The following is a 17,631-nucleotide window of genomic DNA, read 5'->3' on the forward strand; positions in this document are numbered from 1 at the left end:
AGGAGCCTCCATGCTACGCCTCGTGCTGGATATCGCGTTACCTGCCGACCGCTTGCTGGCGGTGTATCAGGGACGTGCCAATCGTATCCTGATCAGGAGCCGGGAGGGAAAGAGCGTCAGCTTGCCTGCGCACCACCTGCGACCCTTTCTGACAAGTGCGGGCGTGTTTGGTTCATTCGAGATCGAGTTTTCTGCAGACGGGAAGCTGATCGGGCTCCGCCGGGTTGGTTGACCCCCGCGCGCACCGGTTCAAGGCTTCAGGTTCAAGGGCTGGGAATGCGGGCGCCTGCTATACTCCGCGGCCCACTTTCCCAGGATTTGGCTTTGTATGTATAACCTGGCCCGTCAGCTGCTGTTCAAGTTCACGCCCGAAACTGCCCACGAGCTCTCTCTCGACCTGATAGGGGCGGGCGGTCGTCTTGGGCTTAACGCTTTGCTGGGCAAACCCCCGGCCAGCTTGCCGGTGCGAGTGATGGGGCTCGATTTCCCCAACCCGGTTGGGTTGGCCGCCGGGCTGGACAAGAACGGCCAGGCGATCTGCGGCATGTCGCAGCTGGGGTTCGGCTTTGTCGAGGTGGGAACCGTGACGCCTCGGCCACAGCCGGGAAACCCCAGGCCGCGTGTATTCCGGCTGCCTGAAGCAGAAGCGATCATCAATCGGATGGGGTTCAACAACCAGGGCGTCGATGCGTTGCTTGAACGGGTGGATGCGGCCAGGTTCAAAGGTGTCCTGGGCATCAATATCGGCAAGAACTTCGACACGCCTGTAGAGCGCGCGCAGGATGACTACCTGTTGTGTCTCGACAAGGTCTACCACCAGGCGAGCTATGTGACCGTCAATGTGAGCTCGCCTAACACTCCGGGCCTGCGCAGTCTGCAGTTCGGGGATTCGCTGAAGCAACTGCTCGACGCCCTTCGCCTGCGTCGCGAGGATCTTGAGGTCCTGCATGGCAAGCGGGTACCACTGGCTATCAAGATCGCGCCGGACATGACCGATGAGGAAACGGTGCTGGTGGCGGAGACGGTGCTGCAGTCCGGCATGGACGCGATCATCGCCACGAACACCACGCTCGGTCGCGAAGGTGTTGCGGGCCTGGCCCATGCGGATGAGGCGGGCGGTCTTTCAGGCGCACCGGTTCGGGAGAAAAGCACGCATACGGTCAAGGTGCTCGCCGACACGCTGCGTGGGCGGTTGCCAATCATTGCCGTTGGCGGAATCACCGAGGGGCGCCACGCGGCTGAGAAAATCGAGGCGGGTGCCAGTCTGGTGCAACTCTATACCGGCTTTATCTACAAGGGGCCTGCGCTTATTCGCGAGGCGGTGGATGCGATCGCTGCGTTGCCGGTGCGCAAGGATGCTGGGAGGGAATGATGCCCGGAGGGGCTCCCTTTGGGAGCCCCGGGCTCTAGGCCCGCCGCCCGGGTGGGGCGTGCCAGTTGACGTCGGTGTGATCCAGAATCAGCCGACCGCGTGAAGTTCGTTCAGTCGATGAAGACCGGCTGCGCCAGTCAGACCGTCCCAGTTGTCGCCGCGACCCTCCCGCCAGCCGTTGATCCAGGCTTGGCGTACTTCGGAGTGGGAGAAGGGACATAAATCGCGAGATTTGCCTTGTATGCCATGCTGATAACCACGCAGAAATGCTCGTTCCATCGGATCACGCTTGAGTCTTCTCATTGGGTATTGCCCTCAGTGGTTGACTGGTGTTCCTGTTGACCTCATGGCGAGATCAGGCAGCTGGACTGCCAGCGAACCCCGCTGCCGGCGTGGCGGGGCTCTACCAGACGTCGTTGCGACGCCGGACTAGGTCGATTTCTAACGCAATGGGCCCGGCGCGGGAACGATCGTTTTGTCATAAGGACGTAACCAAACCGTGGCCGCACCCATAAGGCCCACCATACAAAGGTTTGCGCAGCACCAGTAGATTGGCGATACCGACAACAGCCGTGATATTTGCGGATACCGATCTTTTCCAAGCCAGGCCAGCTCCTCCAGGCGCGGCCTGAATGAACATTTTTCTGGGATACCCCATGACTGATCGACACGAACTTATCCTGACCTGTCCCAAGGGGCTGGAAAGCCTGTTGCTTGCCGAGGCCGTCGAGCTTGGCTTGGAAGATGCCCGCGAGCAGACCGCCGCGATTCGTGGCGCTGGCAGCATGGAAGTGGCGTATCGCCTGTGCTTGTGGTCAAGGCTCGCCAACCGCGTGTTGCTCGTGCTCGATCGTTTCGCTACAGAAAACGCCGATACGCTGTATGACGGCGTCTACCGAATCGACTGGGCTGAACATCTCGAAGCCACCGGTAGCCTGGCGGTGGAGTTCAGCGGCAACGGTTCGGGCATCGACAACACCCATTTCGGCGCCCTGAAAGTCAAGGATGCCATCGTGGACCGGCTCCGCACGGCGTCAGGTGAGCGGCCCAGCGTGGACAAGCTGAACCCGGACGTGCGCGTGCATCTGCGACTGGATCGTGGCCAGGCCGTCCTGTCTCTGGATCTTTCCGGACACAGCCTGCACCAGCGCGGTTACCGTTTGCAGCAAGGCGCCGCGCCGCTCAAGGAGAACCTGGCGGCCGCCGTGCTGATACGCGCGGGCTGGCCGCGGATCGCTGCGCAGGGCGGTGCGTTGACGGACCCCATGTGCGGTGTCGGAACCTTTCTCGTCGAAGGGGCAATGATGGCAGCGGATATTGCACCCAACCTGCGTCGTGAGCGTTGGGGCTTTTCCGCCTGGCTGGGCCATGTCCCGGCGCTGTGGTCGCGTCTACACGCCGAAGCACAAGCACGCGCCGATGCCGGGATGGCCAGGCCACCGTTGTGGATCCGCGGCTACGAAGCCGATCCGCGCCTGATCCAGCCCGCCCGAAATAACATCGAACGCGCCGGACTGGCCAGCTGGATCCGTGTCTATCAGGGCGACGTGGCGACATTCGAGCCGCGCCCCGACCAGAACCAGAAAGGCCTGGTGATCTGTAACCCTCCATACGGTGAGCGCTTGGGCGACGAAGCCAGCCTGGTCTACCTGTACCAGAATCTCGGCGAGCGTCTGCGCCAGGCTTGCCTGGGCTGGGAAGCTGCCGTACTGACCTCTGCGCCTGATCTGGGCAAACGCATGGGGGTTCGCAGTCACAAGCAATACGCCTTCTGGAATGGTGCACTGCCGTGCAAGCTCCTGCTGATCAAGGTCGACCTTGACCAGTTCGTCACGGGACAGCGATCTTCTTCCGCTTCGCCTGCACCGCAGGCTGACCCGGAGCCCGCGCAGGAGTTGGCCCGACTCAGCGAGGGCGGGCAGATGTTCGCCAACCGCTTGCAAAAGAACTTGCGCCAGCTTGGCAAGTGGGCGCGGCGGGAGGGAATTGAATGCTATCGGCTCTATGATGCCGATATGCCTGAATACGCCCTGGCGATCGATCTGTATGGCGACTGGGTGCACGTCCAGGAATACGCGCCGCCACGTTCGATCGACCCTGAAAAAGCCCAGGCGCGGCTGTACGATGCACTCGGTGCGATACCGCAAGCGCTGGGTATCTCCCGCTCCAAGGTGGTGGTCAAACGTCGCGAGCGCCAGAGCGGTACGCGTCAATATGAGCGTCAGGCGAGCCAGGGTGATTTTCTCGAAGTCGCAGAAGGCGGCGTCAAGCTGCTGGTCAATCTTACCGACTACCTGGACACCGGCCTGTTTCTCGACCATCGGCCGATCCGGATGCGAATTCAGCGCGAAGCGGCAGGCCAGCGCTTTCTGAACCTTTACTGCTATACCGCGACGGCCACGGTGCATGCGGCCAAGGGCGGCGCTCGCAGCACCACCAGCGTAGACCTGTCCAAGACCTACCTGGATTGGGCGCGGCGCAACCTGGCGCTCAACGGCCTATCCGATCGCCAGCGCCTCGAGCAGGCTGACGTCATGGCCTGGCTAGAAGAAGATCGCGGTGAATACGACCTGATCTTCATCGATCCGCCAACCTTCTCCAATTCCAAGCGCATGGAAGGCGTGTTCGATGTCCAGCGCGACCACGTCGCCTTGCTCGACCTGGCCATGGCGCGTCTGGCGAGCGGCGGCACCCTGTACTTTTCCAACAACTTCCGCAAGTTCGTGCTTGATCCAGGCGTTGCCGAGCGTTACGTCGTAGAGGAAATAACCGCCACGACGCTGGATGAAGACTTCCGTCGCAACAGCAGGATCCACCGCGCCTGGAAGCTTCAGGCGCGCTAAGGTCAGGGGGGGCGTGTGTAGAGGCATACAGCGCCGAACGGCCTTGCCGTCGGCGTCTGTCGCTAACGCTGTGCGGTGCTTTGATTGCCTGGCTGGTTGTACAAACTGACCAACACCTGATCCAGCACTGCTGACGCTCCCCAGGGGCGCGGGTGGTTGAGTATCGCAACGACAGCCCAGGTATTGCCGTCGTTGTCTCGGCTATAGCCGGCAATGGCGCGTACCGTGTTCAGCGTGCCTGTCTTGATATGCGCCTTGCCGGCGACTCCTGTGTTGCGCAGGCGCTTGCGCATGGTGCCGTCAAGCGCGGCCAGCGGCATCGAAGAGATGAACTCAGCCGCGTAAGGACTTTGCCAGGCAGCCTGCAACAGGCTGGCCATCTCTCGTGCACTGACCCGTTCGGCACGGGACAGACCAGATCCGTTTTCCATGACAAGGTGAGGCGAAATCAGCCCCTTCTTCGCCAACCATTGGCGGATGACCCGCTGTGCAGCCTTGGCGTCATCGGCATCCGACTCGTTACGGAACTCGGCACCGAGGCTAAGAAACAACTGCCGCGCCATGGTGTTGTTGCTGTACTTGTTGATGTCCCGAATGATCTCGACCAGATCCGGAGAATAAGCCCGGGCGATCATGCGCGCCGAGTCTGGCACCTGGGAAACCTGATCCGCGCCCAGGATAGCCCCGCCCAGTTCCTTCCAGATGGCGCGTACAGCGCCTGCTGCATAACCTGGATGATCGAGCAGGGACAGGTAGGTCTGGCCACTGCAACCCACTGGCAGCTTGCCGGTGACCACTACTGTCGTGCCGCCTGCATCGTTAACCGGGTTGTAGCGAATGTCCGGCCAGCCTGGGCATTTGGCCTTGGGCAGCGACTGGATGCGATTGTCTATGCGCACCGAGGCAATGGGCGGCTCGGCGATCACGCTGGTGCGCCCGTTGTCATTGCGGGCGATGAACCGCAGTGCCTTCAGGTTGACCAGCAGCGAATCCGGTCCCACCAGGAAGGGCTTGTTCTTGTCGTTGCCATCGTCATCAAACACCGGCAGTGCAGGCTGGACGAAGTGGCTGCGATCCAGGATCAGATCGCCCGTTACCGTCTGGACGCCATTCGCTCTCAGGTCGCGCAACAACAACCAGAGCTTCTCCATGTTCAGCTTTGGGTCACCTCCGCCCTTGAGGTAGAGGTTGCCGTTCAAGGTGCCGTTTTCTACCGGCCCGTCAACGTAGAATTCCGTCTTCCACTGATGGTTAGGGCCGAGCAGCTCGAGTGCGGCGTAGGTCGTGACCAGCTTCATCGTCGATGCGGGATTCACCGAGACGTCAGCGTTGAAGAAGGTCGGCGAGGCGTTGCCATTCAGTGGCAGCATGACCACAGACAGCGCACTGCTCTCGATCTTGTTTGCTTTCAAGGCCTGTGCGACACGTGACGGCAGGGTCTGCACGACCGTTTCGGCGACGACCGGAAACGTCAGCGCGGCAATGGCAAGGCCGCCAAGAATGCGATTGCGAAAGGTGTTCCGACTTCTGCAAGTCGGTGTAACGATGCCAGACATACTCGACATGGGAATTCCCTACAGCGTTCAGGGAAGAAGTGACGGAGCATTATGCCCGTCGCCAGGAGGCAGCGCATTTCTCGTCCGACAAGCGTAGCCGGCGTTCGGTATGGTCTGCAAAGGGAGTTGTGACCGTCGAGCCAGTCGCAGGAATGCGCTGTCATCGCACAAGCCTAAGGTTGCTGTTAGAGTGCGCGCCGTCATCCAGTAAAGATAAAGGACCGTTCAATGGCTACCAATCGCTCGCGTCGCTTGCGCAAGAAACTCTGTGTCGATGAATTCCAGGAATTGGGTTTTGAGATCAACCTGACCTACCGTGAAGGGCTCGATGGGAAGGCCGTGGACGCTTTCCTCGAGGCCTTCCTGAATGACGCAATTGAACACAATGGGCTGGGTTACGTTGGCGGTGAAGACTACGGCTTCGTTTGCCTGGCTCGCCGCGGTTCGGTTTCAGAGGAGCAGCGCGGCCAAGTAGAGGCCTGGCTGAAAGGGCGCGAAGAGCTGTCCGAGTTCAGCGTCAGTCCGCTGATGGATGTCTGGTACCCCGAAAACGAGATCAACGCTAAGGCGTGATCGAGTTGTCCTTGCCCTGATCGGTATCGGTTGATCGCCTGTCTCGGCGCAAAAGCGTTCGGGCGGTCAGTCGACGCAACAGTTGCACCAGCAAGGTAACTGCCAGGGCAACGCCGACGCCGATCGTGGCGTTGATCAGGCGTAGCTGTGGAAGGTCCCAGTCCTGAGCCAGGGTTTCGGCCAGCAACAGGAAGCTCAGCGTCGTCTGCAGAACAAAAAGCCCGTAGTGATGTGCTTGGAATGCGCGGCTAAACATCACCAATGGCAGCATGATCATCACCATCATCGGTGGATCGGCCAGGCTGTGGCCCATGTAGATCAGCACTGCCGCCGCGCAGAGTATTCCGAGGCTTGCCTGCAACGCTCGCACGAGGCTGCGTTGCAGATCCATCTGCAAGGTCGTGAAGACCGCGAGGGTCAACCAATACCCACGTGGGAGATCGGCAAGGGTGACGATAAGCCCCCCGGCCGCAGTTGCCAGCAGATAGGTCAGGGCATGCAGCCGCCACTGGCGAATCGGTGTCCGCCGGGCGTGTCGCCGCATGACCTTGAGCAGGCTGAGCAGCCTCGGCATGTAGGGCCACATGCGCAGTCCGTGCATCCCTCGCAGGCCAAAGGCCAGAAGGGTGACCCACAACCCGCCCAGTGCAAACAGCACGGCAATCGCCTGTGGATTGTTGAAATCACCTATCCCGTACTGACCCTGGCCAAGGCACAGGCATATGGCAAGGCCGATGCCCAGTTTCCCAGCCTCACTGCCATAGCGTTGCAACCACGCCAGCAACAATCCGTAGAATGCGAATAAACCAAGACTGGCCCAGGGATGAGGGGCTGACCAGAATCCAAGCCCTGCGCTGGTGGCGCCCAGCGCAATCAATAGCAGCATTCGCAACATGCCCAGACGGTGCAGCGGGTCTGCTTTCGCGGCCTGGAAGGCGCCCACTGTTGCCCAGAGAAAGCCCGTATGACCGCTGAACAGCCCGAGCAGAAGGGGCAATGCGCAACCGAGGCCGGCAACCATGGCTGCCCCCCAGGCAGGACGTCCCGGATGCCAGCCAAGTCTGTGCCACAGGGGTTTCTTCATCTTTCTCACGTAGGGCTGGAACGTCCGGTCATTTCTCCAGCCATCTCGGTCGCGTAGCTGTCTGTCATGCCCGCGATGAAGTCGATCATCCGCACGAACGAGCGATACAGCGGCCATGCCGGGTCGGGCGCGTTGCTGCCAAGCAGGTCGAGAATACGGCGGTTCTTGAATGAAGGCGTCCGGCCTCCATGTTGCTCCAGAGCGGCACCGCAGAACGCGTTAAGCAATATTTCGAGCGTGGTATAGGCACCGATCTCGTGCAGCGTCTTTCGTTTGTCCTGGAAGATCTTCTCTCTGGCCATGGCCTTGGCCTGCAGGACACAGGTCTTGGCCGGCCCGTGCATGTGCTCAACCAGATCACCTACAAGCTCACCGGCCAGCAACGCCTTTTGCTGCTCCACAAAAGCCCGCGCCGCGGCATTGGTGAGATGCTCGATGGCCTTGCCACGGAGGATGGCCAGCTTGCGCCTGCGCGAATCACCGGGGCCTAGTTGGCGGTAGGTTTCCGGAAGGTCATCACCGACCAGGCTCAGCAACAGTGATTCGACCTCTGCATAGTCCAGCAGCTCCATCTCCAGACCGTCCTCCAGATCAATCAGGCCGTAGCAGATGTCGTCTGCTGCCTCCATCAGATAGACCAGTGGATGCCGCGCCCAGCGCTGCTCGTCCAGCTTAGGGAGGCCAAGTTTCGAGGCAATCTGTTCAAGAAGCGGAAGCTCGCTCTGGTAGCAGCCAAACTTGTGTTTCTTGTACCCCAGGGCTTCGGCATGGCGAGATGTCCAGGGATATTTGAGGTAGGTCCCCAGGGTGGCATATGTAAGCCGTGTGCCGCCATCGAATTGATGGTACTCAAGCTGGGTCAACACCCGGAAGCCCTGGGCATTGCCTTCGAAGTGAAGGAAATCCGCTCGTTGCGCATCGCTCATGTCATCCAGCCAGCCACGACCAGCCGCCTGTTGGAACCAGTAGCGGATGGCATCTTCACCTGAATGGCCAAAGGGCGGGTTGCCGATGTCGTGTGCAAGACAGGCCGACTGGACGATCATGCCGAGGTCTGCAGGACTGCACCACTCCGGCATTTCCTCACGCAGGACCTCGCCGACTCGCATCCCCAGCGAGCGACCCACGCAGCTGACCTCCAGCGAATGGGTCAGCCGGGTATGGATATGATCGTTGCTGGATACAGGGTGCACCTGGGTCTTGCGCCCGAGGCGGCGGAACGCGCCAGAAAATATGATTCTGTCGTGGTCTTTATGGAAAGGACTTCGACCCAGCTCCTCATTGCTGTGGATCGGCTTTCCGAGCCGTTCACGTGTAAGCAGGGTTTGCCAGTCCAAGAACAATCTCCTCGTTGCCGTAAATGGTCACGGTTTCCAGCGCAATGCGAAAGGCACCGTCAAGCGGGCGAGCGATGGTGCACACTGTGGAAAATGCGTGAGCCAGCGTACAGACTTGTCTTGCCCGAGACCATACGGAAAGAAGAGGCGGGGTTACATCAGCTCACCACCGCCTCTGGTACTGCCTGTCAATGGCGCAGCCGACGCAACAAGGGGTAGAGCGTTATGCCCAGTCGTGCCAGCTTGCCAACTTTGCCGAGACGTCGTCCGAAAAGCGTCAGCGCCAGCGTGGCAGCGATCATGATCGGCCCTTTGCTCAAGTGATGCTCGGTGCTCGTACGATGGCTCACCATGCCCTTGATCCGCTGGAAGGGGTGGGTAAGCGGCTGGGAGTGGTAGAGGAGCTGCTGACGGTTCATTTCCATGCGCAAGCGGATCAGGTCCTTGCGCATGGCTAGATCGCTGGATGTGCTGAGAGGCAGGCTCATGGCAGTAACCGTTCCCGATTGCGAGCAAGTTCTTCGACTGTCGCCTGGAAGGGCGACGCGCTTTCCTTGGCGAGCCGCATCGCCTGGCTGATGCAAAGCGACATGGCGACGCCATACAGCAGGCACAGAACGATGATCGCTGCGATGGGGTTGCTTTCCCAGAAAGCGATAACGATGGCAGCGGACAGGCCGACAAGAATCAACAAACCTAGGATCAAGCTGATGCTGGCTAGAAGAAACAGCTTGAATACGCGGGTTCGCTCCTCCTGAATCTCGATACCAACCAATTCCAGATGCCCTTGCACGAGACCGGCAAGGGCACCGCCCATTTTCTTCAGAGAAGGCGCGGGTGCTTCATCCGGATGATTGGATTCCATAGGGTTTTCTCCCCACATCAGCGACGGGTAACCAGGCCGAGAAGAAAGCCGACCCCAGCAGCGATGCCGATAGATTGCCATGGGTGCGTGTGAACATATTCTTCTGTGCACTGAATCGCGGCCTGGCCTTGCTGCCGCAAGGAGCTTTCCTGTTCGGTCAGCATCTGGCGAGCACGGCCGAGGTTGGCGTTGATCTTTCCACGCAATTCTTCGGTCTGGGTGCCGGCGGTGTCCTGGGTATGCTTGAGCAGGCGCTCGGTGTCACCGATCAAGGTGCGGAACTCATCGATCAGCGCGCTCTGTGCCGCCTGCAGATTGCGTCGATGGGCCGATTTGTCGATCAGTGATGATTGAGTGGTTCCGGTAGTTCCATCTGGAATCGGCGTTGTGTCGTTGGTGCCGAAAGTCGATTCGGTAGACATCTGCAGCTCCTCTTGAGTCTCGCGGGGACAAGTCGTCCCGGTGTCTCAAGCTTCGAGCAGCGTAGTTGCCTAAGGTTCCCGTTTCGTTTGCAGTGAGTGAACGATCTCGATCGTCGAGTGGGCTCGGTTCAGATTAATGGCAGACGTCCCCGAGAATGCACTGTTCGCTCAGTAGCGAAAAGCAAGAAACCCGCCGAAGCGGGTTTCTTTGATACTGCAAAAATTCGCAGTCAGTCGCTATTACATCAGCGGGATGGTGTAGCTGACGATTAAGCGGTTCTGGTCGATATCGCGTGTACTGTTGCTGCGATAGGTCCCGTTACGCCATTTAACGCCCAGATTTTTCAGGGCGCCGTCCTGGAAGACGTATGCGATGTCGGTGTCGCGTTCCCATTCCTTGCTGTTTCCGCCTGCGCCAAAGTCGTCGCCGGTCACATAGCGAGTCATGAAGGTCAAGCCGGGAATGCCGATGGACGCGAAGTTATAGTCGTACCGCGCTTGCCAGGACTTTTCATCGGCGTTGGCAAAGTCTGCAGCGATCATGACGTAGTTGACGAGGAAGGGGTCGGTACCATTCAGGTAGGCAAAACCGGTGTCACCTTTCATTTCCTGATAGGCAATACCGAAGCTGTGTCCACTAACCGAGTAGGTCACCATACCGCCGAGAGCCTTGTTATCTACGGTCGACGAACCATCATCACTCGAACGTGCATAACGCAGATCGGTTTTCAGGGATTGTCCTTCACCCAGCGGCTGTACGTGCACAAGGTTAAAAGAATGCTGCTTGTAAGCTTCTTCCAAGTTGCTGTAGTAGTAGCTACCAGTCAGGTTGTCTAGCAGCTTGTAGCTGGCGCCGGCGAAGAGAAAGTTGTCAATCTCGTCGACTGTCGTACCACCCTTGAGGGAGCCTTTCAGATCTTCGTAGTGGGAGTCATTGCGCTCGTTCACTTCGGTTAGATAACCAAGATCAAGCGTCAGTCCCTTGATCTCCTCGGAGACGAGTTGGCCACCTTTGAAGGTTTGCGGAAGCAGACGAGAGTCGCTGCGAGCAACCGCCATGTTCTTAGGCTCGAGTGTTCCGACTTTCAGGATCGAGTTGGAAATCTTGGCTTTGGCGGTCAGGCCCAGTTCGGAATATTCAGTTGGAGCAGAGCCATCATTATCTACAGGAAGCAGGCCTGTTCCCGTACGACCACGTCCAGAGTCCAGCTTGACTCCCAAAAGGCCTAACGCATCTACGCCAAAACCAACCGTACCTTCGGTATAACCAGACTGTGCTCTGAACAGGAAGCCTTGCGCCCATTCCTCGCTCTTCGACTGAGAAGTCGATGGTACAGAGCGGTTATCCGAGTTCATGTAGAAGTTACGCAGTTCCAGACCAGCTTTGGTGTCTTCGATAAAGGCAGCTTGGGCCAGGGTAGGAATTGCCAGTGTTGCTCCCAGAGTGGCAAGTGCCACGCCCCGGGCGATTGGGGTCTTGAGCATTTCTTATGTCTCCTCGTTGGATGATGCTCTGAAGTCGCTCTAACGGCGCCATGCAATAAAGCACTACACAGTTGTTAAAGCCTTTAGACATTAGTCTTTAAGGCTTAATCCCGGGGTGTCGGTGATTTCGCTCGGCAGTCGTAGTTCGCAGACTTGATGATTATCAAGCTTCGCTACCGATGCGCGACCTTACACGTCCGGCCCACTGGCTCTTCGGCCGCTTGGGCTGGCGCATCCTAGCGTTTTGCTGGTCGCTAGTCGAACCCATAAATCAAACCGTCGTTTGAGTGGGTCCAGGTTCACATTTTCCGTGTGATCTACACCGTGCTGAGAGGAAAGTCGGGAAAGAACGGCTGCATGCTGAGGCTGCTAAGATTGACGCATTATGAATGTCGAGCCATTGCCATGCTTCCTGAATGCCAACTTTTCGGAACACTCGGCTGCCACCTGTGCGAGCAGGCCGAGGCAGTACTGTTGCCTCTGGTCGAGCACGGGCTGATGGTCGAATTGCTCGATATCGCAGAACAGTCGGAATGGGTCGAAGACTACGGCTTGCGAATACCGGTCCTGCGGCGCGTGGATACGGCGGCTGAACTCGATTGGCCTTTCGAAATAGAGCAGGTCGTATGGTTTCTGCAACGGTAGGCGTTCAGCTGCAGTGAGCCGACCAGGTGCGGCGCACCGCTCAACGTATTGGGGGCGTGATGCAGCGTGTGAAGGCTGATTACCTAAACGAAAAAAACCGGCGATTAGCCGGTTTTTGCATCCAGACTAGAGTCTGGATATCGGGATTTTGGTCGGAGCGACTGGATTCGAACCAGCGACCTTCTCGTCCCGAACGAGACGCGCTACCAAGCTGCGCTACGCTCCGAAGATGGCGCGCATTTTACAGAAAATCTTTTGGGCCACAAGCTTCCGGATGACGCTTTTTACGGGCTCGCTGGATCTTCAGGCTGGCGTTCATAGTTCCTGAACAGTACGTACCTGATCCTTGTTTACTTGCCCTGGCTTGCCGTCGATGCCTTCGTACTCGTAAAAGCCGGAATCCTCATCGTAGTCAGGTCTATCGAGTGTCTGGATTTCACGACCGTCATTCAGCGTGATAACGCTGGGGCTCGAGCAGCCAGCCAGCACCGAAAATCCGATCAGCAAAGCCAAGGTAGGGCCGGGTCCTGCGCGCATGTTCATTCCCCTCAGGTGATTGTTGCGTTTGTGACGACGTGCGCGAAGGCTAAGTTCCCTGGCGTGGCGATTGCCCTGCGAGCAGAACAGGCGAGTTCAGATTGGCCAGGCGAGGATCATCCTTGCGGATGTCCAGGCTGCGAGCACCCAGCCTCAACAATATTTCGCGGTTGCTTCTTTCTCCCGCATGCCACGCTTGCTCGATGTCGGTGGCCAGCCCGGCAGGTATGACACAGAAAAGGGGTTCCCATTGGTTGCCGCGCCGGAGCATGACTGGCAGGCTGGGCTCTTCGTATGCGTAGGCCAGCAATTGCGTCAGCAGCGCTGTATCGACCAGTGGCGTATCACAGGGAAGCACCAGCATTTGGCTATGGCTTGCAGCAGCTAGCCCGGCCCTTATGCCCGTCAGGGGACCTGGAAAGTCTGGTTCTTGATCGGCGACCAGGCGGTCGGCGTATGAGGCGTAACGCTGCTGGTTGCGGTTGCATGAAATGAGTATTTCGTCTGTCAGCGGCCTTGCTACCTGATGCACCCAGGCGATCAACGGCTTTCCATGCCAGTCGATCAAGCCTTTGTCTTGACCGCCCACTCGCCGGCCTTGCCCTCCTGCCAGCAGCAATATGGAACAGTTAAACGACTGATTTGGTGGCATCAAGTGCTCCGATAAAAGCCTGTGATATAACACCCCACATTAAATACCAATAAACGGAATTCGTTTATGAGCCATCTTGCTGATCAGTGCTTTGTACCTTTGAACATCGCCGTTTTGACCGTCAGTGATACCCGGTCGCCCGACACCGATACGTCTGGACAGCTACTCGTCGATCGTTTGCTTGCGGCCGGCCATCGTCTCGCGGCGCGCGTGTTGCTCAAGGATGATCTCTACCGTATCCGCGCGCAGGTGGCGACATGGATCTCCGAGGACGAGGTGCAGGTTGTACTAATAACTGGCGGGACTGGTTTTACCGCGCGCGACAGTACGCCAGAGGCAGTCCGTTGTCTTCTTGACAAGGAAGTCGACGGGTTTGGCGAGCTTTTCCGACAGATATCCCTTGGCGACATCGGCACCTCGACCGTGCAGTCCCGCGCGTTGGCAGGTCTGTCGAACGCAACGCTGGTGTGCTGCCTTCCTGGGTCGACCAATGCCTGTCGAACCGCCTGGGATGGCATCCTTGCTGAACAGCTCGACGCGCGCCATCGGCCGTGCAATTTTGTCCCTCATCTCAAGCAGGCTGCGCCTTGCGAGACTCGTTCGTGACCAGGGTAACGCCAGCGGCTGGGTTGATATCGGTCGACGACGCGCTTGAAGCACTGCTGCGGTTGGCAGATGAAGCGCCTGTCCGGGAGATTGAGGAGGTCGCATTAGCCGATGCCCTCGGCAGGGTCCTGGCGAGGCCCTTGGTTTCGGACATGGATTTGCCGCCGTGGCCGAACAGCGCCATGGATGGATATGCGTTCCGTCAGGCTGATCTGAGGGAACAACCATTGGTGGTGTGCCAGACGATCTTCGCCGGCAGCCAACCGCAGCCGCTGCAGCCTGGCTGCTGTGCGCGTATTTTCACTGGCGCGCCACTGCCCGAGGGGGCGGATAGCGTGGAGATGCAGGAAAACACGGAAGTACTGGCTGACGGCCGGGTGCGTTTCGTCGAGCAGGCTAGAGTCGGTCAGCATGTCAGGCCCCAGGCAGGTGAACTGTGCCGGGGCGAAACCGTCCTGCAAGCAGGGACTCGTCTCGGCCCGGTAGAGCTTGGTCTTGCCGCTTCTTTGGGGCTGACGCACATTGCCGTTTCCAGAAAACTTAGGGTCGCGCTGCTTTCTACCGGAGATGAACTGGTCGAACCGGGTATCCCACTCGCTCCCGGGCAGATCTACAACAGCAACCGCGTCATGCTGTGTGGATGGTTGGAACGCCTGGGATGTGTGGTATTGGATAAGGGCATCGTGCCCGACAATCTCGACCGTGTACGTGCCTGCTTGTCGCAGCTTGGTACGGCTGACCTCATCCTGTCGACCGGAGGGGTTTCGGTTGGCGAGGCCGATTTTCTTGGCAAGGTTTTGCGGGACGAGGGGGAGTTGTCGTTCTGGAAGCTTGCAATCAAGCCCGGAAAGCCATTGACCTGCGGCCGCTACAAGAGCGTTCCGGTAATCGGACTGCCAGGAAATCCGGCTTCGACTCTGGTTACTTTTGGTTTGCTGGCTCGACCCTATCTCCTTCGGAGGATGGGCATGTCCTCTCCGGCACCCTTAAGTTTTGAGGTTCCGGCGGGTTTCAGTTGGGACAAGCCTGGGCACCGCCGCGAATACTTGCGCGCGCGGCTTGAAGCGGGAAGGGCAGTTTTGTATCCCAATCAGAGCTCTTCAATGTTACGCAGCGCAGCATGGGCAGATGGGCTGGTTGAGGTGAGGGAGCACCGTAAGCTTCAACAGGGTGATCCGGTTTCGTTTATTCCTTTCGCAGAGATTGGTTTGATGCATTAAAGCCGCGTCTTGCTTTGAGGCTGCAACCTGGCTAGCGACTAGCGGGCGACCGCTGTTTTGCTGCCAATGCCGTTGGTGTTCTCCAGCGACAAACAGATCGCAGATTCGATTGTCTACCTTTCCCATCCGGCTCGTAACAGCTAGGAAGGGGCCGGATTATCCATAGACAGGAGATTTGTGATGCAGGAGAGAAATGCCTGGGTCGACTATGCCAAGGCCATCGGGATCATCCTCGTGGTTTACGGGCATGTCGCTCGCGGCGTTTTCAACGCCGGCTTGCCAATGGAAGAAGGCCGTTTTGTTCTAGTGGACAGCATTATCTATAGCTTCCACATGCCGCTATTTTTCTTTTTGTCAGGATTGTTTTTCTACGACTCACTGATGAAGCGCGGGAAAACGGGACTCATCCTTAATAAGGTCGATACGATTGTATATCCGTTTATTGTGTGGTCGCTGCTGCAGGGCCTGCTTGAGGTAGTGCTATCCAACTACACCAACGGGCAGGTGTCGCTGGGAGAAGTGCTCTCCTTGCTATGGTCGCCGCGGGCACAGTTCTGGTTTCTGTATGCGTTGTTTCTGGTATTTGTGGTGTGCTCTTTCGTCTATGCCCGAGCGGATCGTCGGCTTTTTTTGTCTATCTTGCTTGGGTTCGGTTTGCTGTACATATTCAAGCAGGATCTTGCTACCGGTAACTGGACACGTTTCATTTATGCCAACGCGGTGTTTTTTGCACTTGGCATCTGGTTCAACGAGATCAAAGCGTTCTTTCTAGCGCGCTATATTCTGCTTACCTGCCTGTTTGGCGCGTTGTTCGTAGCAGGCCAGTATCTGTTTCACGTCACCTTTGGTTTGAACTGGGAAGTCGGCGGGTGGCCTGTTCTGGCGCTGGCGATCGTCTCGATCCTGTTCATCGTCGCAGCGTCGATGTGGCTGGGTCGGGTTCGCATCGAGTGGGTACTGTTTATCGGGGCATCGTCGATGACCATCTACCTGATGCATATTTTGGCTGGTAGTGGCGTGCGTGTGTTAATGGCCTCGTTCATGGGCATCGATTCAATACCTGCTCACCTTATAGCAGGTACGCTGGTAGGGCTTGCGGCGCCTCTCGTTGCGCAGCTATTGGTGAAGCGCCTCAAGCTGCACTTTCTTTTTGCTCCGCCAAAGGCTGTTTCTGCCACGGTTTTATGTGCGCGTCGGCTCGCTACCAACTAGCTATGACTTCTGGGTAACAGTTACGCTCAGGAAAACTTTTCCTTTTGAGGTGTGCTTTCGGAGCGCCGGCGCTTCGTACCGTTGTATGAGTGACGGCGGCGTCGGCCTCGCTCCAGTGGTTTGGCGGGCTTCAGTTGCGTGGCGGCAAGACCAGTCAGGATGCCAACGATGTTTACTGTCATGTCCGCAAGGGAAGGGGTTCGTGACGGGGATAGCGCCTGCAGAAGTTCTATTGATGCACCACCTATCATGGTCCAGAGAAATAGTGAGCCCGGCCTGACACGAGGAAAAGCGAGGTGGGCGGTGTAGGTAAGCACGCTGAAGCCGATCCAGTGATATAGCTTGTCCGCTCCGTGATAAAGCTCTCCGGTCGGCGTGGTCTTCAGCGCCATCGTAGTAAGAAACAGCACGGCCAACCCGAATGGCATCACCCTGCGTAGTTTTCTGTACTTCATGTTATCGGCTCGCTTGATGGGGGTCGCTGGCGGCCACGGTTGTCAAAGCTGTCCGCCGGCGTAGTGGCAATATGCCGCCTATAGCCTAACCGCCGACTGTCAATGCATTCAAATACTGATTGGAGACCTAGTCCTTCGGAGCGACCAGCGGTGGCATATTGCCTAACCACAGCCTATGCGTTCGATGACGAGATCCTCGTTGGTAACCAATGTCAGGCGCTGGTAGTTGTATTCCAGCGTAACGATGTCACCGGGGCGAACTATTCGAGCCGTCCCGGCCCCGCTTTCTCGGCGTGCTTGATCAAGCACGGCGGGGGTTGCTTGTTCACCGATCAGATGATGTGCAGCTGAAGCGTTGCAATCATCACTGGCGTCGCCTGTGGCCTGGTCCGGGGCTTTTGTCTGACAGCCAAACAGGACGCCGCTGAGCACGAGGATGCAAAAAGCGTGGATTTGGCGCATGGGGTTCTCCTGAATTAAAGGTCAAGGGTAGGTTTGAGAATCTGGCTGGTCGGTGAGCAAGGGTCCGTTATGGCCGTAAGACGCAACAGGAGTCGTCTCGCAATGTGGATGAGTTGCACACGGTTTAGCTATTCAAGCGCTGCAATCGAACGTTTTAGCGACCTTCCGATTTCAACGCGGTGGCATCAGGCAGCAATCCGAATGAAGACAGGTCCTGTTCAGACAGGCTTTGGCCACGCGATAAGATGTTCGACGACGGAACTGCCACGCTTTCGGCCACGTCTTAGTGCTGACGGTCCTTGGCG

20 protein-coding genes and 1 tRNA gene are annotated in these 17,631 nt (G+C 58.2%); 8 read left to right on the forward strand and 13 right to left on the reverse strand.

Annotated features, from left to right (window positions below; all coding sequences use genetic code 11):
- Positions 1-10: 10 nt before the first annotated feature.
- The gene (locus AC4LFW_RS05630; protein ID WP_491818218.1) at positions 11-232 is read left to right on the forward strand and encodes a DUF2835 domain-containing protein; all 222 of its coding nucleotides are present in this window, start codon (positions 11-13) and stop codon (positions 230-232) included.
- A 96-nt stretch (positions 233-328) separates the two neighbouring features.
- On the forward strand, positions 329-1,372 hold the full coding sequence (locus tag AC4LFW_RS05635) for a quinone-dependent dihydroorotate dehydrogenase (protein WP_491818219.1): 1,044 nt from the start codon (positions 329-331) through the stop codon (positions 1,370-1,372).
- An 87-nt stretch (positions 1,373-1,459) separates the two neighbouring features.
- Here the strand turns inward: AC4LFW_RS05635 and rmf are convergent, their stop codons facing one another.
- Positions 1,460-1,675, reverse strand: a complete 216-nt coding sequence (gene rmf, locus AC4LFW_RS05640) for a ribosome modulation factor (protein ID WP_491818220.1) — start codon at positions 1,673-1,675, stop codon at positions 1,460-1,462.
- Between the two features lie 353 nt (positions 1,676-2,028).
- On the opposite strand from rmf, the gene rlmKL reads away from it, so the two are divergent.
- Complete coding sequence (gene rlmKL / locus AC4LFW_RS05645; RefSeq protein ID WP_491818221.1) at positions 2,029-4,215, forward strand: bifunctional 23S rRNA (guanine(2069)-N(7))-methyltransferase RlmK/23S rRNA (guanine(2445)-N(2))-methyltransferase RlmL; 2,187 nt, start codon at positions 2,029-2,031, stop codon at positions 4,213-4,215.
- A gap of 62 nt (positions 4,216-4,277) precedes the next feature.
- On the opposite strand, the gene dacB is transcribed toward rlmKL, so the two are convergent.
- Positions 4,278-5,780: a D-alanyl-D-alanine carboxypeptidase/D-alanyl-D-alanine endopeptidase gene (gene dacB, locus AC4LFW_RS05650; protein ID WP_491818222.1), complete on the reverse strand. Its 1,503-nt coding sequence runs from the start codon at positions 5,778-5,780 to the stop codon at positions 4,278-4,280.
- A 219-nt stretch (positions 5,781-5,999) separates the two neighbouring features.
- Between dacB and AC4LFW_RS05655 the strand changes: the two genes are divergently transcribed.
- Positions 6,000-6,344, forward strand: coding sequence for a YggL 50S ribosome-binding family protein (locus tag AC4LFW_RS05655; protein ID WP_491818223.1), 345 nt, complete (start codon positions 6,000-6,002; stop codon positions 6,342-6,344).
- Here AC4LFW_RS05655 and AC4LFW_RS05660 read toward each other — a convergent pair.
- The 6 genes from AC4LFW_RS05660 to AC4LFW_RS05685 all read right to left on the reverse strand — a co-directional run bounded on the left by AC4LFW_RS05660 (position 6,334) and on the right by AC4LFW_RS05685 (position 11,537).
- A complete protein-coding gene (locus AC4LFW_RS05660) occupies positions 6,334-7,365 on the reverse strand; it encodes an FUSC family protein (RefSeq protein WP_491820138.1) in 1,032 nt (343 codons plus the stop codon). The two genes, AC4LFW_RS05655 and AC4LFW_RS05660, sit on opposite strands and share 11 nt — an antisense overlap.
- A 68-nt stretch (positions 7,366-7,433) precedes the next feature.
- Positions 7,434-8,765: a deoxyguanosinetriphosphate triphosphohydrolase gene (locus tag AC4LFW_RS05665; RefSeq protein WP_491818224.1), complete on the reverse strand. Its 1,332-nt coding sequence runs from the start codon at positions 8,763-8,765 to the stop codon at positions 7,434-7,436.
- A gap of 188 nt (positions 8,766-8,953) precedes the next feature.
- Positions 8,954-9,253, reverse strand: coding sequence for a hypothetical protein (locus tag AC4LFW_RS05670; RefSeq protein ID WP_491818225.1), 300 nt, complete (start codon positions 9,251-9,253; stop codon positions 8,954-8,956).
- Positions 9,250-9,630: a phage holin family protein gene (locus tag AC4LFW_RS05675; RefSeq protein WP_491818226.1), complete on the reverse strand. Its 381-nt coding sequence runs from the start codon at positions 9,628-9,630 to the stop codon at positions 9,250-9,252. The genes AC4LFW_RS05670 and AC4LFW_RS05675 overlap by 4 nt, the downstream gene beginning before the upstream one ends.
- A gap of 17 nt (positions 9,631-9,647) precedes the next feature.
- Positions 9,648-10,052, reverse strand: coding sequence for an ElaB/YgaM/YqjD family protein (locus AC4LFW_RS05680; protein WP_491818227.1), 405 nt, complete (start codon positions 10,050-10,052; stop codon positions 9,648-9,650).
- A gap of 240 nt (positions 10,053-10,292) precedes the next feature.
- Positions 10,293-11,537 carry an OprD family porin gene (locus AC4LFW_RS05685; RefSeq protein ID WP_491818228.1) on the reverse strand — a complete coding sequence of 415 codons (1,245 nt, stop codon included), beginning with the start codon at positions 11,535-11,537 and terminating at the stop codon, positions 10,293-10,295.
- Between the two features lie 405 nt (positions 11,538-11,942).
- Between AC4LFW_RS05685 and AC4LFW_RS05690 the strand changes: the two genes are divergently transcribed.
- On the forward strand, positions 11,943-12,182 hold the full coding sequence (locus AC4LFW_RS05690; protein ID WP_491818229.1) for a glutaredoxin family protein: 240 nt from the start codon (positions 11,943-11,945) through the stop codon (positions 12,180-12,182).
- A 149-nt stretch (positions 12,183-12,331) separates the two neighbouring features.
- Here the strand turns inward: AC4LFW_RS05690 and AC4LFW_RS05695 are convergent.
- The 3 genes from AC4LFW_RS05695 to mobA form a co-directional block, all read right to left on the reverse strand.
- Positions 12,332-12,408, reverse strand: a tRNA-Pro gene (locus AC4LFW_RS05695).
- An 89-nt stretch (positions 12,409-12,497) separates the two neighbouring features.
- Positions 12,498-12,719, reverse strand: coding sequence for a YgdI/YgdR family lipoprotein (locus AC4LFW_RS05700; RefSeq protein ID WP_491818230.1), 222 nt, complete (start codon positions 12,717-12,719; stop codon positions 12,498-12,500).
- A gap of 49 nt (positions 12,720-12,768) precedes the next feature.
- Complete coding sequence (gene mobA, locus AC4LFW_RS05705; RefSeq protein ID WP_491818231.1) at positions 12,769-13,371, reverse strand: molybdenum cofactor guanylyltransferase MobA; 603 nt, start codon at positions 13,369-13,371, stop codon at positions 12,769-12,771.
- A gap of 66 nt (positions 13,372-13,437) precedes the next feature.
- On the opposite strand from mobA, the gene moaB reads away from it, so the two are divergent.
- From moaB to AC4LFW_RS05720, 3 genes are all read left to right on the forward strand, one after another.
- Complete coding sequence (moaB, locus tag AC4LFW_RS05710) at positions 13,438-13,977, forward strand: molybdenum cofactor biosynthesis protein B (protein ID WP_491818232.1); 540 nt, start codon at positions 13,438-13,440, stop codon at positions 13,975-13,977.
- Entirely contained in the window at positions 13,974-15,197 is a 1,224-nt protein-coding gene (locus AC4LFW_RS05715; RefSeq protein WP_491820140.1) for a molybdopterin molybdotransferase MoeA, read from the forward strand. The genes moaB and AC4LFW_RS05715 overlap by 4 nt, the downstream gene beginning before the upstream one ends.
- A gap of 180 nt (positions 15,198-15,377) precedes the next feature.
- Positions 15,378-16,409, forward strand: a complete 1,032-nt coding sequence (locus AC4LFW_RS05720; protein WP_491818233.1) for an acyltransferase family protein — start codon at positions 15,378-15,380, stop codon at positions 16,407-16,409.
- A 26-nt stretch (positions 16,410-16,435) separates the two neighbouring features.
- Here the strand turns inward: AC4LFW_RS05720 and AC4LFW_RS05725 are convergent, their stop codons facing one another.
- Together AC4LFW_RS05725 and AC4LFW_RS05730 are read right to left on the reverse strand one after the other, a co-directional pair.
- Positions 16,436-16,864: a VanZ family protein gene (locus AC4LFW_RS05725; RefSeq protein WP_491818234.1), complete on the reverse strand. Its 429-nt coding sequence runs from the start codon at positions 16,862-16,864 to the stop codon at positions 16,436-16,438.
- Positions 16,865-17,026: 162 nt separating this feature from the next.
- Positions 17,027-17,326, reverse strand: coding sequence for an I78 family peptidase inhibitor (locus tag AC4LFW_RS05730; protein ID WP_491818235.1), 300 nt, complete (start codon positions 17,324-17,326; stop codon positions 17,027-17,029).
- Positions 17,327-17,631: the final 305 nt, after the last annotated feature.

It is taken from the genome of Stutzerimonas sp. C6.4V, from assembly GCF_058536345.1.

What these genes read in the sequence shown, in the direction of transcription:
- AC4LFW_RS05660 (WP_491820138.1), bottom strand. Translation starts at nt 7,365, where the DNA reads ATGGTTGCCGGCCTCGGTTGCGCATTGCCCCTTCTGCTCGGGCTGTTC.
- rmf (WP_491818220.1), bottom strand. Translation starts at nt 1,675, where the DNA reads ATGAGAAGACTCAAGCGTGATCCGATGGAACGAGCATTTCTGCGTGGT.
- AC4LFW_RS05700 (WP_491818230.1), bottom strand. Translation starts at nt 12,719, where the DNA reads ATGCGCGCAGGACCCGGCCCTACCTTGGCTTTGCTGATCGGATTTTCG.
- moaB (WP_491818232.1), top strand. Translation starts at nt 13,438, where the DNA reads ATGAGCCATCTTGCTGATCAGTGCTTTGTACCTTTGAACATCGCCGTT.
- AC4LFW_RS05725 (WP_491818234.1), bottom strand. Translation starts at nt 16,864, where the DNA reads ATGAAGTACAGAAAACTACGCAGGGTGATGCCATTCGGGTTGGCCGTG.
- AC4LFW_RS05730 (WP_491818235.1), bottom strand. Translation starts at nt 17,326, where the DNA reads ATGCGCCAAATCCACGCTTTTTGCATCCTCGTGCTCAGCGGCGTCCTG.
- AC4LFW_RS05655 (WP_491818223.1), top strand. Translation starts at nt 6,000, where the DNA reads ATGGCTACCAATCGCTCGCGTCGCTTGCGCAAGAAACTCTGTGTCGAT.
- AC4LFW_RS05680 (WP_491818227.1), bottom strand. Translation starts at nt 10,052, where the DNA reads ATGTCTACCGAATCGACTTTCGGCACCAACGACACAACGCCGATTCCA.
- AC4LFW_RS05690 (WP_491818229.1), top strand. Translation starts at nt 11,943, where the DNA reads ATGCTTCCTGAATGCCAACTTTTCGGAACACTCGGCTGCCACCTGTGC.
- AC4LFW_RS05670 (WP_491818225.1), bottom strand. Translation starts at nt 9,253, where the DNA reads ATGAGCCTGCCTCTCAGCACATCCAGCGATCTAGCCATGCGCAAGGAC.
- rlmKL (WP_491818221.1), top strand. Translation starts at nt 2,029, where the DNA reads ATGACTGATCGACACGAACTTATCCTGACCTGTCCCAAGGGGCTGGAA.
- AC4LFW_RS05685 (WP_491818228.1), bottom strand. Translation starts at nt 11,537, where the DNA reads ATGCTCAAGACCCCAATCGCCCGGGGCGTGGCACTTGCCACTCTGGGA.
- dacB (WP_491818222.1), bottom strand. Translation starts at nt 5,780, where the DNA reads ATGTCGAGTATGTCTGGCATCGTTACACCGACTTGCAGAAGTCGGAAC.
- AC4LFW_RS05630 (WP_491818218.1), top strand. Translation starts at nt 11, where the DNA reads ATGCTACGCCTCGTGCTGGATATCGCGTTACCTGCCGACCGCTTGCTG.
- AC4LFW_RS05720 (WP_491818233.1), top strand. Translation starts at nt 15,378, where the DNA reads ATGCAGGAGAGAAATGCCTGGGTCGACTATGCCAAGGCCATCGGGATC.
- AC4LFW_RS05675 (WP_491818226.1), bottom strand. Translation starts at nt 9,630, where the DNA reads ATGGAATCCAATCATCCGGATGAAGCACCCGCGCCTTCTCTGAAGAAA.
- mobA (WP_491818231.1), bottom strand. Translation starts at nt 13,371, where the DNA reads ATGCCACCAAATCAGTCGTTTAACTGTTCCATATTGCTGCTGGCAGGA.
- AC4LFW_RS05635 (WP_491818219.1), top strand. Translation starts at nt 329, where the DNA reads ATGTATAACCTGGCCCGTCAGCTGCTGTTCAAGTTCACGCCCGAAACT.